Annotated in this window: 7 protein-coding genes and 2 pseudogenes; 2 read left to right on the top strand and 7 right to left on the bottom strand. The window is 60.9% G+C overall.

Going from position 1 to position 15,388, the window contains the following annotated elements; translation table 11 throughout:
- Positions 1-46 precede the first annotated feature (46 nt).
- Entirely contained in the window at positions 47-4,843 is a 4,797-nt protein-coding gene (locus tag DOL89_RS18065; RefSeq protein WP_119680768.1) for a DUF3320 domain-containing protein, read from the bottom strand.
- Positions 4,844-5,115: 272 nt separating this feature from the next.
- On the opposite strand from DOL89_RS18065, the pseudogene DOL89_RS18060 reads away from it, so the two are divergent.
- Positions 5,116-5,957: pseudogene (locus DOL89_RS18060) on the top strand (IS5 family transposase).
- Between the two features lie 215 nt (positions 5,958-6,172).
- Here DOL89_RS18060 and DOL89_RS26050 read toward each other — a convergent pair.
- The 6 genes and pseudogenes from DOL89_RS26050 to DOL89_RS18030 form a co-directional block, all read right to left on the bottom strand.
- Positions 6,173-7,261, bottom strand: a complete 1,089-nt coding sequence (locus DOL89_RS26050; RefSeq protein WP_225890055.1) for a LysR family transcriptional regulator — start codon at positions 7,259-7,261, stop codon at positions 6,173-6,175.
- A 313-nt stretch (positions 7,262-7,574) separates the two neighbouring features.
- A pseudogene (locus DOL89_RS18050) lies at positions 7,575-8,380 on the bottom strand (IS5 family transposase).
- A gap of 403 nt (positions 8,381-8,783) precedes the next feature.
- Positions 8,784-9,677, bottom strand: coding sequence for a TniB family NTP-binding protein (locus tag DOL89_RS18045; RefSeq protein WP_119680766.1), 894 nt, complete (start codon positions 9,675-9,677; stop codon positions 8,784-8,786).
- Positions 9,677-12,523 (bottom strand): TnsA endonuclease N-terminal domain-containing protein, encoded by a 2,847-nt coding sequence (locus DOL89_RS18040; protein ID WP_119680765.1) that lies wholly within the window; start codon positions 12,521-12,523, stop codon positions 9,677-9,679. The genes DOL89_RS18045 and DOL89_RS18040 overlap by 1 nt, the downstream gene beginning before the upstream one ends.
- A 769-nt stretch (positions 12,524-13,292) precedes the next feature.
- Entirely contained in the window at positions 13,293-14,396 is a 1,104-nt protein-coding gene (locus DOL89_RS26045) for a TniQ family protein (protein WP_225890054.1), read from the bottom strand.
- A gap of 195 nt (positions 14,397-14,591) precedes the next feature.
- Positions 14,592-14,861 carry a hypothetical protein gene (locus DOL89_RS18030; protein WP_119680763.1) on the bottom strand — a complete coding sequence of 90 codons (270 nt, stop codon included), beginning with the start codon at positions 14,859-14,861 and terminating at the stop codon, positions 14,592-14,594.
- 152 nt (positions 14,862-15,013) lie between these two features.
- On the opposite strand from DOL89_RS18030, the gene DOL89_RS18025 reads away from it, so the two are divergent.
- Complete coding sequence (locus DOL89_RS18025) at positions 15,014-15,358, top strand: helix-turn-helix domain-containing protein (protein WP_318658549.1); 345 nt, start codon at positions 15,014-15,016, stop codon at positions 15,356-15,358.
- Positions 15,359-15,388: the final 30 nt, after the last annotated feature.

Genomic DNA, 15,388 nt, shown 5'->3' with positions numbered 1-15,388 from the left:
AGAAAGGCTGGGCTACCTGCGGAAGTGGCACAAGTATCCGCCGTGCTCAGGCGGGAGCCATAAGGATGCTTTCCTGCTGGACCAGATCGCCTGCGTCAACAGCCGCGTCCAGTTCTGCCAGGATTACCTGCTTCAGCTGTGCACTGGTCGCTTTGAACCCAAACAGACGGGAGACGCCGCTGACCGTCTCCTCGACAGTGGCTCCCAGGTTCGTCTTGACGAAGCTGGTTGCGGCTGCTCGGATTTCCGCGGGCGGCAGCATCTCAGGCTTGCGCAGGCCAGGCGAGGTGACCTCCGATCGGTCGCGGATTGCGACCACGGCTCCAGGCACCTGATAGCAATCGGCCTCACCGGTGATGGTGCCTGCCCGGACAGCTGCCTCAATGCCTTTCTCGACGGCAGCCTGGATGCGCGCTCCGGCCCGCTGCAGGCCCCAGAAGCTGCGGATGCGGGCCGTGATCTCGGAGGCGTGAACAGGACCCTCGACAGTCACGACCTGACGGACAATGTCCGCCATCATGCCGGTCGGAAGGGCATGCAGTTCCATGTGCAGCGGCACTGTGACTTGAGCCTCGACGTAGGGCACGGCCAGGGAGGGTACCTGCGCTACCTCAAGGCCAACCTCGGTAACGTCCTCGCGCTCGACCGTCACCACGTCCAGCGGTACGGCCCGGGAGAAGGGCTTCAGCTTCTCGTCGCGCCCAGCCAGTTCCGCCTTGGCGGCCTCGATTGCGGCCAGCACCTTCCTCAACTGCTCCTGCGGGCGGTTGAACCAGTCCGTGCTCCAGATGCGGTGGATGATCCAGCCATGATCCTCCAGGACCGCCTGCCTCAGCCGATCACGATCACGTGCCGACCGTGAGGAGTGGTAGGCGGCGCCATCGCACTCGATGCCGAGGATATACCGTCCGGGCCGGTCATAATCGGCGACCGCGAGGTCGATGAAGAACCCGGCCAAGCCGACCTGCGGGTGGACGTCATAGCCCTCGGCCCGGAGAGCGGCCGCAACCTGCTCCTCGAACACGCTGTCATGCTCGCGGTCGGTCTTCCGTCCGATGCCGAGCTTGCCGGTCCGCGCGAAGTGCAGGAACAGCTTGAAGGCGGCCACACCCCTGCCGCGGCCGCGCTCCAGGTCGATGTCCTCGTCGGTGATGGAGGCGAACACCTCGCAACGGCGCTTGGCGCGACTGATCAGCACGTTAAGCCGCCGTTCGCCGCCCTCGGCGCTGAGTGGCCCGAACCGCATGGCCATATAGCCCTGCGGGTTACGGCCGTAGCCGACGGAGATGAAGATCACGTCGCGCTCGTCGCCCTGCACGTTCTCCAGGTTCTTCACGAAGAACGGCTCGGCCGGGTGCATCGAGGAGAAGAACGCTTCGGTTTCCGGATGTTGGCGGCGCAGGAGCTCGAGTTCATCCACCACCGCCCGGCGCTGCTTGGTGGAGAAGGTCGCCACGCCCAGCGAAAGCTCCGGGTGCTCCTTGGCGTGCCGGATGATTGCCTCGGCTACGGCCTTGGCCTCCACGGCATTGATCGCCGTATTGCCGCTATCGAAGGTGCCGTTGGGCAGATGGTGGAAGCGCAAGCCCATCCCGGCCTGGGCCGTGTAGGGGCTCGGGACGATGTAGAGCTTGTTCTCGTAGAATTCAGAGTTGGAAACCGCAATCAGCGACTGGTGGCGGCTGCGGTAATGCCAGCGCAGCATGCGCTGCGGCAGCCCCTTGGAGACACAAAGGCCCAGGATGCTCTCGACGTCGGAGACACCGGCACTGCCGTCGTCCTCGGCGTCCTCATCCCCGGCCAGAACCTTGCTGAAGAAGCTGGTGGGCGGCAACTGCCGGTCATCGCCGACCACCACCACCTGCTTGCAGCGCGCCATGGCGCCTAGGGCATCCACCGGCTGGATCTGCGACGCTTCGTCGATCACCAGCATGTCGAATTCGACGGCCCCTGGCTCCAGGAATTGGGCGACCGAGAGCGGTGACATCATGAACACCGGCTTCAGCGCCTGGATCGCGGGCCCGGCTTTCTTCATCAGCTGCCGGATCGGCATGTGACCGCGCTTGCGGGCAAGCTCGCCCTTGAGGATGCCGAGCGGCCCGGCTCCACCATTCGGGCTCGGCAGCTTGGCATGGTGGGCAGCCGCCACTTCCAGGCGGGACAGTTCCAGCCGCTTGCGATCCGTCCTGGAGAACTCCTCGACCATGCGGGTGTGGCCGTCCCCGTCGAATTGGGCGAGCTCGGGCTCTTCCTTGGCCATTATCGAGAGCAGGGCTTCGTAGTAGGCCATCTCGAACTCCGGCACGATGGACGCCTCATCCAGGCTGCCGTCCGCGAGCCGGTCGACAAGTCCGCCGAGACCGGCTGTGCGGGCTTGGTCAGCCTTCGCCGTATAGGCCGTCCATTTGGAGAGGTCCTCCGACCGCTCGACCCAGGTGCCGAGGCGGTCCGCCAATTCAGCCACGGGAATGGTGGCTGTCTGTTCAGCATCGAATGCCATGCCGCGGTCGAGGCGGAGATCGGTAAAGAGACTGTCCAGGTCCCGGATCAGGTCCGGAATGGCCCTGGCAAGACGGTCGGCGATCTTACCGGCGCTGTCCCGATCCGCAGCCGATGCCGCAATGCGCCGGATATCCTCGGCCACACTGTCGTCTCCGTTGCCGCGGATCCAATCCACCACCTTGCGCAGCAACGGCCAGTCGGACCTCTCCCGACGCCAGCGCGGGCCGAATGCTTCACGGCCTAGTGCCTCATCGCGGGCGAGATCGGCAGCCGCTTTCTGGGCGGAAATGAGCCTGTCCAGGAGCCGGAGCCGCTCGTCCAGGGACTTAGGCGGCGGGCTGGAGAGGATGGAGCGGAACAGCGCGTCTGCCCGCTTGTAGTCCCCGTTAAGCCACCTGAACCATCCGGCCCCGTACTGGGCGATGTTCTGCCGGGCCAGCTTAACGTCTGTATCCCAGGCGGCCTCGCTGACCGTGCCGGAGAGTTCCTGGCGCGCGGCGGCATGGGCCTCGCCCGCGGCCACGAGGTCCACCAAGTCCGGGGTCCGCACGCCCCAGCAGGATGCGCTGAGCACCTCAGGCTCGACGTTCGGGGCCTCGGCGACCCGCGCGCCCATGCGTGCGAGCCGCTCGATATCTTCGAAGCTGCCCCGAGCTTCAACGCCAAGCGCGGAGGCCAGCGCATCGCGATCGGCCAGGAATGAGGCGAGCCGGTCTCGCAGCCCGCCGATGCGGCTGACCAGGCGCTGGAGATCAGTCGACAGAATTGAGGGCAGCGCAACTCCGCGCCAGGGATGGGCGGATGGGGCACCAATGTCCAGGATGCGCCCGGCAAGCTCCTTCAGCAGGAGTTCGCGCTCTTCCTTGTCATGGCGGCTCCAGGTCTCAGGCGCCTCCAGGGTGACTGTCGAAGGCTCCTGCCCCGCCTGCCGGAGACGGACGAGGTGGCCAATGACCTGATAAGGGCTGAGACCGCAGGGATCGTGGCGCTGGTGCAGGCGTGCCGCATGACTATTCAGCGCGTCCCTGTACTGTCGCAGCTGCCGGATCAGTGCGCCATTCGCGGCACCGTTCGGCTTGCCCAGTTCCCAGGTCCGGCGAAGCTCCTCCAGTACTGCCCGCTTGTTCGCCTTGTTGCTGTGGAGTTCCAGGCAGACGTCGCCGACGCCGTTGGCGTCCAAACGGCGCTTTACAACCTCAAGGGCCGCCATCTTCTCCGCGACGAACAGCACCTTCTTTCCATCCACCACGGCCGAGGCGATCACGTTCGCGATGGTCTGGGACTTGCCCGTACCCGGCGGGCCCTGGATGACAAGGTTGCGGCTCTTGCGGACCTCATGGATGGCGGCCGTCTGGGAACTGTCCGCATCGACGATATGGACGAGGTCCTCTGGCCCGATATGCGGGTCGATCGGCTCGTCATCCCCGAACAGCGGGTCCGATCCCGGGAACCCGTCGCCAAGCAGCCCGGAGATCACCGGATGATCCGAGAGCCTGCTCCCGGCGGGCCAGTTCGCCGGATCCAGATCGCGGTACATCAGGAACTTGGCAAAGCTGAACAGTCCCAGGACCATGGAGTCCCGCATGACCTCCCAGCGGGGTTGCCCGGCCACGGCCAGCGCCACGCGGTCCAGGTAGTCGGAGGGATCGAAAGCCTCCTGGGCGGCCTCGAGGAACTCCGGAAGCACGATGCCGAACTGACGCTTGAGCAGGGCCGCAAGGGAAAGGTTCGGGGATTGCTCTTCCTGAAGCCAACGCAGCTTGAACTTCTCGGCCGCGGTTCCGCGTTCCAGGGAGACCGGCACCAGGATCAGCGGTGCGTAGCGTTCCGTCTCGGAGTTTGGCGCCTCGAACCACTTCAGCATGCCCATGGCAAGGTACAGGATATTGACGCCCTGTTCCTCCTGGAGGGTCTTTGCATCAAGGTACAGGGTCAGCAACCGCTTCTGCAGGCCTTCCGATGTGAGCCGGGTCTGGAGCTTGGTGTCGCTGTGACGTTGCGCGATTCCGCGCTCGTCAACGGCGTCGTCCTCAGGCTGGGCGAGAACGGTGATCTCCTGGCTGTCCTGCTCTTGGCTATCTTCAGGCTTCTCCCCCGGTGCCCGGCGGCCCGCGGAAAAGGTGAATGGCTTCCCCTCGCCGACTAGAAGCCGGAAGACCTCGTCCGTGCGCTCGTCCACGACTTCAATGGTCTTGGTAGTCCTGGATTTCGGCAGGTGGATCAGCCGGTTCCGGGTGGACAGGTCCAGGAGCTCCATGCGCCCGCGTTCCAGCTTCCCCGGTACGGTGTTGGGCTGCTCGGCGGGAAGATCGTCGACTGCTGGATTGAGGACGTCAGACATGGGGCTCGCTTCCGGTATGGCCGATCGCACAGCGACCGAATCAAGGATCCAGAACGCGATCACAACAAATTGGGGTAATTTGTTCAACTGCAACGGTGGCGGTGCTCAGTTTGTCGTTTATGCGACCTCCATGCCGTTCATCACATATCGAACGAGGACCTGTTCCCAGGTTTAGCGATCGCCACATCCTTACTGTCTGTCCGAAGACATGTTGAATCGGATGAATCGGTTGTGATTCAGTGGCCTGTGTTCACCGATGCGGGCCCTTCGAGATGTGGACGAGCGCGAACCGTGGTTTGTACGACCGCAGCCATCTTGGGTATCCGACCGATCTAACGGACGCGGAATGGGCGTTGGTGGCCCTGCTAATCCCTCCGGCGCGACGCGGGGGCGGCAAACGGACGGTGGACATGTGCGCGGTAGTGAATGGGCTTATGTATGTGCTGGGCACGGGCTGCCAGTGGCGCGCCCTGCCGAAGGATCTTCCGGCGCGCAGCACGGTTCACGGCTATTTCCGGGACTGGACCCACGACGGCACCTTGGACCGGCTACACCATGCCGTCTATTTCCAGTGCCGTAACCAGGCGGGCCGCGAGACCGCCCCGACCGCCGCGATCATTGATAGCCAGAGCGTGAAGAGCGCAGAAAAAGGGGGCGGTCGATCGATGCGCACGGGTACGATGCGGGCAAGAAGATCAAGGGCAAGAAGCGCCATCTCCTCGTAGACACCCAGGGCCTGCTGCTGCACGCCATCGTCCATGCGGCCGATATCCAGGATCGGGACGGCAGGGTTCTGGTCATGGCCACCCTGTTCGGGATGTTCCCGTTCCTGCGCAAGCTCTACGCTGACGGGGGCTACCAGGGGCCGCAGTTCCAGGCCGCCCTCCGGCAGATCCTGCGCAAGATCGATGTGGAGATCGTCAAGCGGTCGGACACGGCGTAGGGGTTCACCGTGCTGCCACGCCGGTGGGTGATCGAAAGATTCATCGGCTGACTCAACCGATGCCGCCGATTAGCAAAGGATTGGGAGTGCCTAAACAAAACAGCCTTGGCGTTCCTACGGTGGGCATCAATTCGGATGATGCTGCGGAAGCTCTGCCAGAAAACAAGATGATCTCGGACAGACTCTTAGAACCGGCTAGTTCTCCCATGCCACACATTTACCCAATGATATCGGATACAAACGCGAGATCATCATCTGACATCATATGAGAAAATAGGTGCGTTCGATTGAAAGCAATCGGCTGGAATGGCGGCCAGGTCTAATTTCTTCTCCATCCCAATGGAGAGTAGATATCTCTGATTCTGGCGTACGCTCAGCCCCTAGGATTAGTTGCCACACCGGAGACCGACATCACTGCGGCTGCACGCACCCGCCATCGGAAACAACGGGCTGCAACCACTGCCCGTTGATGATGAGCCCCCGTGCAGAAGCCTCAGGCCCTTGTCCGAGGCAATTCTGGAAAGAAATTGAGGGCTCCGCGCACGCACGACTGCAGCTTCATCGCTCAGCCAGTCGACAAAATCGGCAACTGCGCGCTCTCGACGGCTACCTGGAGCAGAAATCGCAAAGAATGGCTCATCGGCCTCAACAACGAAATCCCAAGGAGCCACAAGAGTTCCACCAGATAGTGCCTCGTCCAGAATTCGAAGGCCGCCTATGGCAACTCCGAACCCGCGAATGGCTGCCTCCGTCGCTGCATGCCCGGAATCGAACGTAAGCACTCGAGCGGGAACCAAGTTCTTCAGGTCGGCCGCGGCCAGCCATTTCGTCCAATTTGCGCCAGGAAAGCTCGTGCTGATATTCGCGGTTCCAGCGTTCCCGAAAGCGGGTCTGATGTCGTTGATGACTGGAAGGCACCGCAGAGAATCAAAACCTTCCGGAATTGCCCCAAGGCAAGGTGCCAGCACGGGAGCCAGAATATCAGTAAAGAGTGGTACTGCCGTGAGCCCTCCAACTCGGCCATCACCTGTGCTGATCACCACGTCGCAGTCCCTTGGCGGTTGTGCGTTTACCCAGTTTTCCGTTGTAACGCACACCTCGACGTCGTCCTTACAATCCAAAAACCGGTGCAGCCGGGGCAGTAGCCATCCATAAGCCATAGACGGCTCGCAGGACACCCTCAAAGCCCGCCGTGACTTACGGCCCAGGAGCCTGTCGGTCCCAAATGCTAACCGATCGAAAGCATCCTGAACAACCGACAGATAATTCCGGCCACGTTCCGAAAGCACAACATCGCGAGCGCCCCGATCGAACAGCCTGACCCCTAGCTGATCCTCAAGTTTGCGAATCTGATGGCTTATTGCACTTGGAGTTAGATGAAGTTCTTCAGACGCCCTGACGAAGCTACCGTGCCGTGCCGCCGCTTCGAATGAGCGCAATGTATTAAGGGGCGGCAACTTACTCCGGATACGCATACGGCTCCGTCCTGGAGAGGGATCTTTATCAAATTGCGTCATGCCACATCCATCTACCAATAGGCGTGCGTATGCACTCTTATGTTTGGATGGCCTCCTGTCAAGCTCTACGATGTGATTGCCCTGCCTTGCAGCACTAGCGGTTGCGCGTTCAAACAGAATTACCCTTGCTTTAGAACTTCCTCATTCAGTGAACCATTCAATGTATTACACGGTCGACCTCCACGGGCGAAGGCGCGATACATCAGCATAGCCCGTGCAAAGCTATACAAGACATTCCCGTTCCAGCAGATGGAGTTCTTGCCGAACTAGGTCACCGACTCATAAAGCGCATCCAGATCCTTGCTGCGGCGAGTTTGATTGCGGCGAGGAAGTTTGTGGCGTGCTTTTCGTATCGGGTAGCAACGGCGCGATCGTGTTTGAGCTTTGAAAAGAAGCGCTCAACGAGGTTGCGCTGGCGATAGAGCCATGGGCTGAAGGCGAGCGTTCGCTTGCGGCCCTTCATCGGCTTAACGTTGGCAAAGGCCCCGCGGTCGCTGAGGCTCTGGCGGAGACGATCGCTGTCGTAGGCCCGGTCGGCGAGCAGGATCTGACCGTCGCCCAGCCCCTCCAGCATATCGGCGGCGCTGACGCCGTCGTGGGCCTAGCCCTCGGTGAGTTTCAGCGCCACCGGCAGTCCGTTGGCGTCGACGAGCGCGTGGATCTTGGTCGTCAGCCCGCCTCGCGAGCGCCCCATGCACTGGGTTCGAGCGTGCTCCCGAGCGGCGGCCGGCGTGGCGTGCGGGCCTCCTTTTTTACGTTCCCACCATGTTGGTGGACCCGGATCGAAGACGAGTCGATCATCTGCAGGTCGCCGTCATAGGCCTTGGACACCGCCTCGAAGATGCGGTCCCACACCCCGATCTTCGCCCAGCGGCGGAAGCGGTTGGCGCAGGTCGTTGCCGGACCATAGCGCTCGGGGATATCGGCCCAGGGCGAGCCAGTCCTGAGCCGCCAATAGATGCCGTTCAGCACCCTCCGGTTGTCGGCCCGCGGCACGCCACGTGGCTTGTTCGGAAGCAAGGGTTCGATGATCGACCATTCGAGGTCGGTCAGTTCAAAGCGGCGCGACAGACTCATCAAGGCTCCTCCCGGACGCCTTGAATCACGCCTCGCCCCACGCCGCTACCCCTTTATGAGTTCGTGACCTAGCCCGGTACACCTTGCTCCTGGGCGGGACCTTCGGCATTCTGACCGTAGCATCCCTCTCAGTATGGTGCCTCGGCGGTCTTCTGCTGGCGAAAGCACTGCGGACGGAGCGACAATGGCGAACGGCATACTCGGCCTCCTTGCGACAGTCCCTATCTGGCTGGGATGAAGATCGCTGCGCCTTGCCGACCTTCAGTGCCAGAGAGCATCCTGTCGATGTGCGAAGTAGTGCATGCACCCGTCGACCGGAATCACTGCGCCGGTGATACTCCCGGGCGGCGGGAGCGCCAGGGAGATGATGCCAGGATCTTAATTTCATGGCGGCGGCGACTTCCTACCGCCGACGCAGCTGACGCACGCGCATGTTCTCAAAAGTCTTCATGGTGATCCGTTCCGCTTTGTCCCGGATGGCCTTCACCGCAGCTTTCTTCATCAGGTTCACAGCTTCTCCGGTCAGCCCATCGGACATGTCCAGCAACCAGTTCGACAGTTTAGGCTGCCAGAGCTCAGATTCTTTGCGAAGTGGCAGCCGGGCCTCGTACAGCGCCAAGAAGCCGTCCCATTCGGGCCCGGGAGCCCAGCGCCGCATCTCGAACGGCTCCTCGAACCGCGTGTCGATCTGATCATCCGCCAGCATGCCGGACAACAGATCCTGCGTCCCGGCCATCACCAAGGACCGGCTCTGCTCATTGCAAAGATACTTCAGCGCTGCCCAGAACTGCCGCCGTTCACGATCGGATCCGATTAGGAAATCATGCCCCTCATCAATCACCAACATCCGCACTCCCGTGGCGCGCAGCAATGCGGAAACGTGGAGCTTCTTGTCTTCCTTGTTTGAGATCCGCAACTTCGAACGGAGGCGGATCATAAGCTGGTTATAGAGTGCGGATTCCCCTCCGCTTCCCCCTCCGCCAGAGATATAGACAATGGGGTTCCGGTCGGCTTCTTGGCTTTCGTCCACAAGGGATTTGTGCTGCGCCATGAATTCGCGCAACAGCGCCGTCTTTCCTGAAGCCCCAGGGCCATGGATCATCACCCATGGCATTCGATGAATGTCGGGCCACTCCATCGTGTCATTGAGTACCTGCATGATGTCCTCGACTGTCGGATGGTCGATCCAGACACTCTCGCGGATGAAATAGATCCTCTGATCATCCGGTGCATTCAGGACGGCACGAGCTTCCTCCGTCAGGACCCGGTCGCCCTGGACCATGCTGGCATCGGCCATCAGCGCCTCCTGAGCTTTGAAAGATCGAGAACAGGACGCTGCTGGGCACGCGTATCCGCAGGCCCGCTTTGCTCGTCCTCTGCCCTGCGTGGCGTCCGCTCATTAGCCCTAGGGCTGTCGCCAGGCGTGCCCCCTTCCGCATCCAGATTTACAGGCTGAGTTTCTGCCGATTTTGGCGGTGGCAGCAGGGGGATGAGGTCCGCAGCTATTACCGGAGGGGATGTTGCTTGGTCAGGTGGAGGCAGCGTCAGAATCTCATTCCGGCGCGTGACGTTGACCACAGCCTCCTTGTTTACGGCGGCTTTCCGGCGGGCCTTCAGCGTCTTCTGCCGCGCCGTCTGCTCCTCCTCATCCATCTGTCGACGGGTCCGCAGAATGCGGTCCGTCGTTGGCTCCCAGCCTTTGGCTTTGCAGTACTCCAGGGCTTCCTCAATCTGCTCCTTGGAGTACGGGCGCTCGATAACGTGCGCAAACGTGCATTCCAGATATTTGTTGCTCAGTGGATCGAGAAACCAAATTCGCGTAACGTCGTCGGGATCTCGCCGCACTTCAAATTTTTGCCCATTAGGGTGCGGCCGATGGCGCCAAGCTTGGAGTGCAATGCTTGTATAGACCATGTAATCCAGCCTGATTCCATACGGCTGAACGGTGACGAAGTACTTTGGCAGCAGTTCGATCATCAGTCTCCTCAGATCCTTGCAGATCCGAGGGGCACCGGCAGCAAATGCCCCTGATTGCGGAAGGAGGCCCTGCGCAAACTTTTCCAGTGGGCTCATGCCAATGCCGCTGTGATACGCATTATGATATTCTCCCCAGAAAAACTTTGCGAGCCAGCGCTTTGCATCAAACAGGGTCATGACCGCCTTGGCCTCGGAGTCGTAGTCATCCCGCTCCGCTGCATTCGAAAACGAAGCTCCCAGCATGGACTTCAGGCGGTCTGCAACCTTGTCCAGGAGGCTTTCAATGTGTCCGCCCCAGTTTGGTTTCAGAATTGGTCGAAGGTGGAATGAGACATCATAGGTGCTGGCAAAACTCGCGATGCTGGAATTGTTGAATTCCCGACCTCCGTCAGCATGCAGCACCCAGAACAGCCCGTGGGGAACCTCCCCAAGCTCCTCAAGGCCGAGTTCACGAAGGAAGCGGTCCTTTGGGCTGATGCAGTTGTAGATGCACTGCCCCGCCGTAGCCGCACCAACGGGTCGGAACGACAGGTGAAATCCCAGAACCACACGCGAGAAGACGCAGATCGCCACTGTCAGATACGCCCGCCCACTCGTGGTTAGCCGGTCCTCCTCATCACGGAGAAAGAGATCGAACCACGTGGAATCAATCTGCACCTCGTGCAACGGGAAATGAGCCCGGTGCTTGCCACGCTCCATTTCCAACAGCTGCCGCGCAGCCCCGGGGCTGTTGCGGGCAGCAATCAAAATCCGCGGATCCTTCGCCATATACCGTCTCCGGATAGTCGCTTTACTGACCTTCATACCGACTTTTGCGAGCCTGCCTTCGACGGCCCGCTGCAAAGTCGAAAGCGAGTTCTTCTGCCGGGTCAGCATCACGTTCGTAATCGCTGCCTCGATCTCCGCCTCGACGGCCTCATTAAGTCTCTTGCTCTTTGGGCCTCGCCGAAGCGGTGCCAAGGACGACGGCATGGGAACGGTTTCATAGCGCTGTAAAAGGCGAAACAGGTAGCTACGGCTCACATTGAGCTTCTCGGCCGCCTCCTGGATCACAGGTGCCGGGCGGTTCTGCCGGTAGGCGAGATCACGCACGACCGCTAACCGTGCCGAGGCAATCTGTTGCTCCTGCGGCGTTAGCTTATCCCAGTGCCGATCAACCAACTCGCCGCCAATTCCATCGGGCACAATGGGCTGAAGCTCACTCAGGTGAACAATCCGCTCGTTGCCCTGAGGCCCGATGACAACCACGCTTGTGACGTTGGAAAACCGGCTCACCGTGACGAACTCGTCACCCAGCCGGTAGGTTTCCCCTGGTACGATGAACAGCACCGGCGAAACCTTGGGCGCATTGTCAATCAATGCCGCTTGCTGGGCCTCGTGCTCCAACTGGCGCCGAAACGCTTGCACCTGTTCATCAATGACCGAGATCGGCTGTCCTGGCAGCCGGAACTGAAATGGTTCCTGCTGGATCGGGACCGGTCCTTGCACTAGTTGATCCAGATCGACGTGGATCCGGAAATCGGCAATCGCCCTCATCACCGTGGCTTGCCAGTGCGACAGTGACACGACGTCCGAGGCAAGAAGCCGCGCAAGTGCCTCTGTGTCCGCGACCTTATAGGTTCGTGCCGTGTCCTCAGCCAGTTGGAGGTCCGCCTCGGAGCACTGGCTCAGCCGACACTTCATCAGGAAATCCGCGTTCTGCGAAAAAGCGGATTCGAGTTCAGCGTCGGTGACGATCCGGTACTCCCAGCCCTGGCTGTTGGCATGCTCCTTGGCAGCTTCAAACTTCGGAAGCAACTTGTCCCAATCGGTGACAAGATCTTTAAACGGCTTCACATCATAGAGGATGTCTCCAGTTTCAAAGCTGGCGAGGATGTCCGGAAATGAGGTCGTGTTACGCCCCTCGGCCGTCGTGTAGCCGACCCTGGCAGGTTGCGTGACTGCTCCCTTGAAACCCGGGATGAACCCGGTCACCGCAATCAGCTTGCGTTCCAAGCCGGATTCGAATGCAACCGAAAGAGAGCCGTGATTGAATATCCCGCTGATGCTGAGTGCATTTCTGCGAACCTCGCGGGCCAAGCCCAGCGCCGGATCCCCAGGTGCACGCTTTGGTACCCGCCCCTTGCTTCCACCAGGGCGCTTTCGCCGGTTTAGTCCATCAGACATGAGCGCCTCCCTTCTTGCAGACAGCACAAAAGAGGTAACCGCATCTGCCAATGCGCGAGGACGAACTGTTTTTAGCCTGGAGTGAGGTTTATTGAGGCTGCAGCCATGCCGCCCAATGCGGGCGTTTGCCTTGTTCGGACAGAAGAACCTCGTAGAGAGTGTCCATTGCTCGGCCGTGAGCACGTGGGCTTAGGCGGCCAGTGCGCTCCAGATGATCGATGCTGCGCACCCAAGACTGCAGTGCAAGGCACTCCGCCCTGGCAAAAGGGCAAGCATCATCTATAAGGCCGCTTTGGTCCGATCCCGTTTGCACGTTAGGCAGCAAGCAATGTCGGACCGCGCCGGGCCGCAACATTGGGGATGCAGCAGACTGCCAGCGTAGTCCCGATCCGGCGTAGCTACACCTTTGCCGAAAAAATTCAAAACTGCCGCGCGCCGCCGCGGGCACCATGATCACCGGCCCTGACATCCTCCAAAGACGATGGGCACAGACGCCCAGCAATTCCTGCTCCTGCGCCTCCGCAGCTTGCCCAGCATAGCGGCTGACCGCGTTGGGAGAGAGATAGGTCTCAACCCGCGAGAAGCTGACCGTCATCGGCCCCCTGCCGAACGTCTCGCCCACCGCAAAGACAACCGCGCCAATCCGGGATGGCTTGGACTGCCGTGAGGTTGGTACGGCCTCTCGGCTCCCGCTTCCCCAGGACAATCCGAGAACCGAGACGGTGACCATCGTCATTCCACCATCCAGCCCACTCATGATCGGTTCCTCCTACATCATGCCTCGACTGATGCGCCCGGAGATGCCCCGTGATCCAGGTAAGCAGTGCAGCCTGGAAGCCCACGCGCCTCCCCTGCCCGGCCTACCGTCACGCGATCGGAGGCGGATACATGGAACTGAACTGAGCAACGATGCTGAACGCGGTACGCTGACCAGATCGTCCTGGATGATCTGCCGCAAAGCGTCAGGCCCATCTGCCAGAAGATCCGCCACACCCCTAAGAAGGCGATGCCGTTCACCAGGACGCAAACTGCTGGGGATTGCTGAGGAAGCGGAACCGCCGCTGCTCGTCGCCCGCAGCAATGCAGGTAGCTCTGCTGCCTTAACCGCCTGCACAGCCCAGTCGGTCTGTCCAGCTGCGTGATGGTCGCGGATGGCAATACCCGACATCAGCCGATGCACAATCTCGAAAGCAGCAGGACCCGGCAGATACTGAGTATCCGACAACGCGATCCAACCTGCCTCGAGCGTCTGCTGCAACCAGGACTGCAGTTGAACCACGGAAGCATCGGCAGGAGTGGTCCCATCATGTCCAAGCTGAGCTCCACACGCCCAACACAGATGGACCCGATGCCCCTTGAGGACAGCATGGAATGGGGCTGCAGGGGCTCCACACCATTTACAGCGATCCTCCAGCAGGACATTGTGTTGCAGGCAACATGAGGAGATCGCCAGTCGCCAATCCCGCTGAAATGTTGGGATGGATTCTGTGATCAAACAGAGCGGGCAAAACGGAGCGCCCGGCGCCCGGTTGCGCTCATAAGTCTTGCCCATTGGAAGAACCCACGCGGCTTTGACGCTCGCAGACATCCGCCAGAACGCACGTCCGACATACCAGGATAACGCGGAGCTACTCGCCTCCCTGCGATCTGTACCTGTCGCAGCACAGAGTTTGTCCAATATAGAGTGCTCGCTGGCTCGGACCGGATCTGGAGCATATAATGGCCGCCGCTGTAGGACTAAACGGCAGAAGGCTTCTGGTCTCAGGCCGAATTCACCGGAGATACGCAGCCACCAGGACGCCAGCCCCTCACCCTTCTGTAGCCTTGGCCTGATTGGCCAACGCCCACCGCCGAATGGATCCTCTTCAGGCATTTCTTCCAGAGCCATGACTGCCTCCTTTGGAAGATCTAGACGACACGTCCTTGTTAGACGGGCCCCAGTTCAGGCCAGCAGGTAGGAAATTGCCGGATTACGCTCGCCCCGCCTTCAAGGACGCCGTGCTCGGGATGACGCCACCTCCGATATAGCTGGCTACCTCCGCGAGCGAGCCGTGCTGTCGCCGATCCCCTAGCGAGTTCCGAAGCTATACAGGCTGTTCAGTGTGCGAGCCGCTGACCGGGACGGCGAGATCACCTCCACCGGCGATGTCACTCGCCAGCGATTGCCTACCTGCCCGACGACATGCAATGTTCGCTCGGTCACCGGTGTGGTGACCACAAGCGTCAGAAGAATCCAGTGCAGGATGATGGCCCGGTTCTCGGAGCCATCTACATAACCTGCCAGTTCAAACTCTACCTCGGGCCCGGCCCACCCAACCGCAAGCAAATGCTGATCCATCGCCACCACTCCCTTCCGGTTATGGGGTGAGCATCGAAAGCAGGAATACACCGGTAATGGTGCTTCCTGCTGTCTTGCCGTGCTGGAGCTCCGATTCGATCTGAAGCACCCGTGCTGCGTGAAGGCTGGGCCGCATAGATGGCCGCGTCAAGATGCAAACGTCTCTTATAAGACGTTTGCTTTCTCATACCGCCTATTTGGGGCAGCAATCCGTCAGGCCCGTGGACAACATGCTTTTCCTCGGCTCTCCTAGCGAAATGCTGCCCTCTGTCGCTCAGGTGCGCGCTGCGCGAGGACTTCTTGGTTGGTCCCGTCAGGAGTTGGCGGAGAAGTCCGGACTGTCCACCAAGTCCCTCCAGAGGCTGGAGGATGGGCTGGCCAGTCCGCGTGCCTCCACGCTGGAGCGCCTGGGCAGAGTGATGTCGGAAGCGGGTGTGCAGTTTCTGGCCGAGACCGTCGAAGGGGGCGAAGGAGTTCGGCGACGGATCAGTACTTAGGCTATCACTGCATGCGAGCATGACGCCCTA

It is taken from the genome of Indioceanicola profundi (genome assembly GCF_003568845.1).
GTDB classification, from domain to species: domain Bacteria; phylum Pseudomonadota; class Alphaproteobacteria; order Azospirillales; family Azospirillaceae; genus Indioceanicola; species Indioceanicola profundi.
This window is presented reverse-complemented; position numbering and strand designations above follow the sequence as displayed.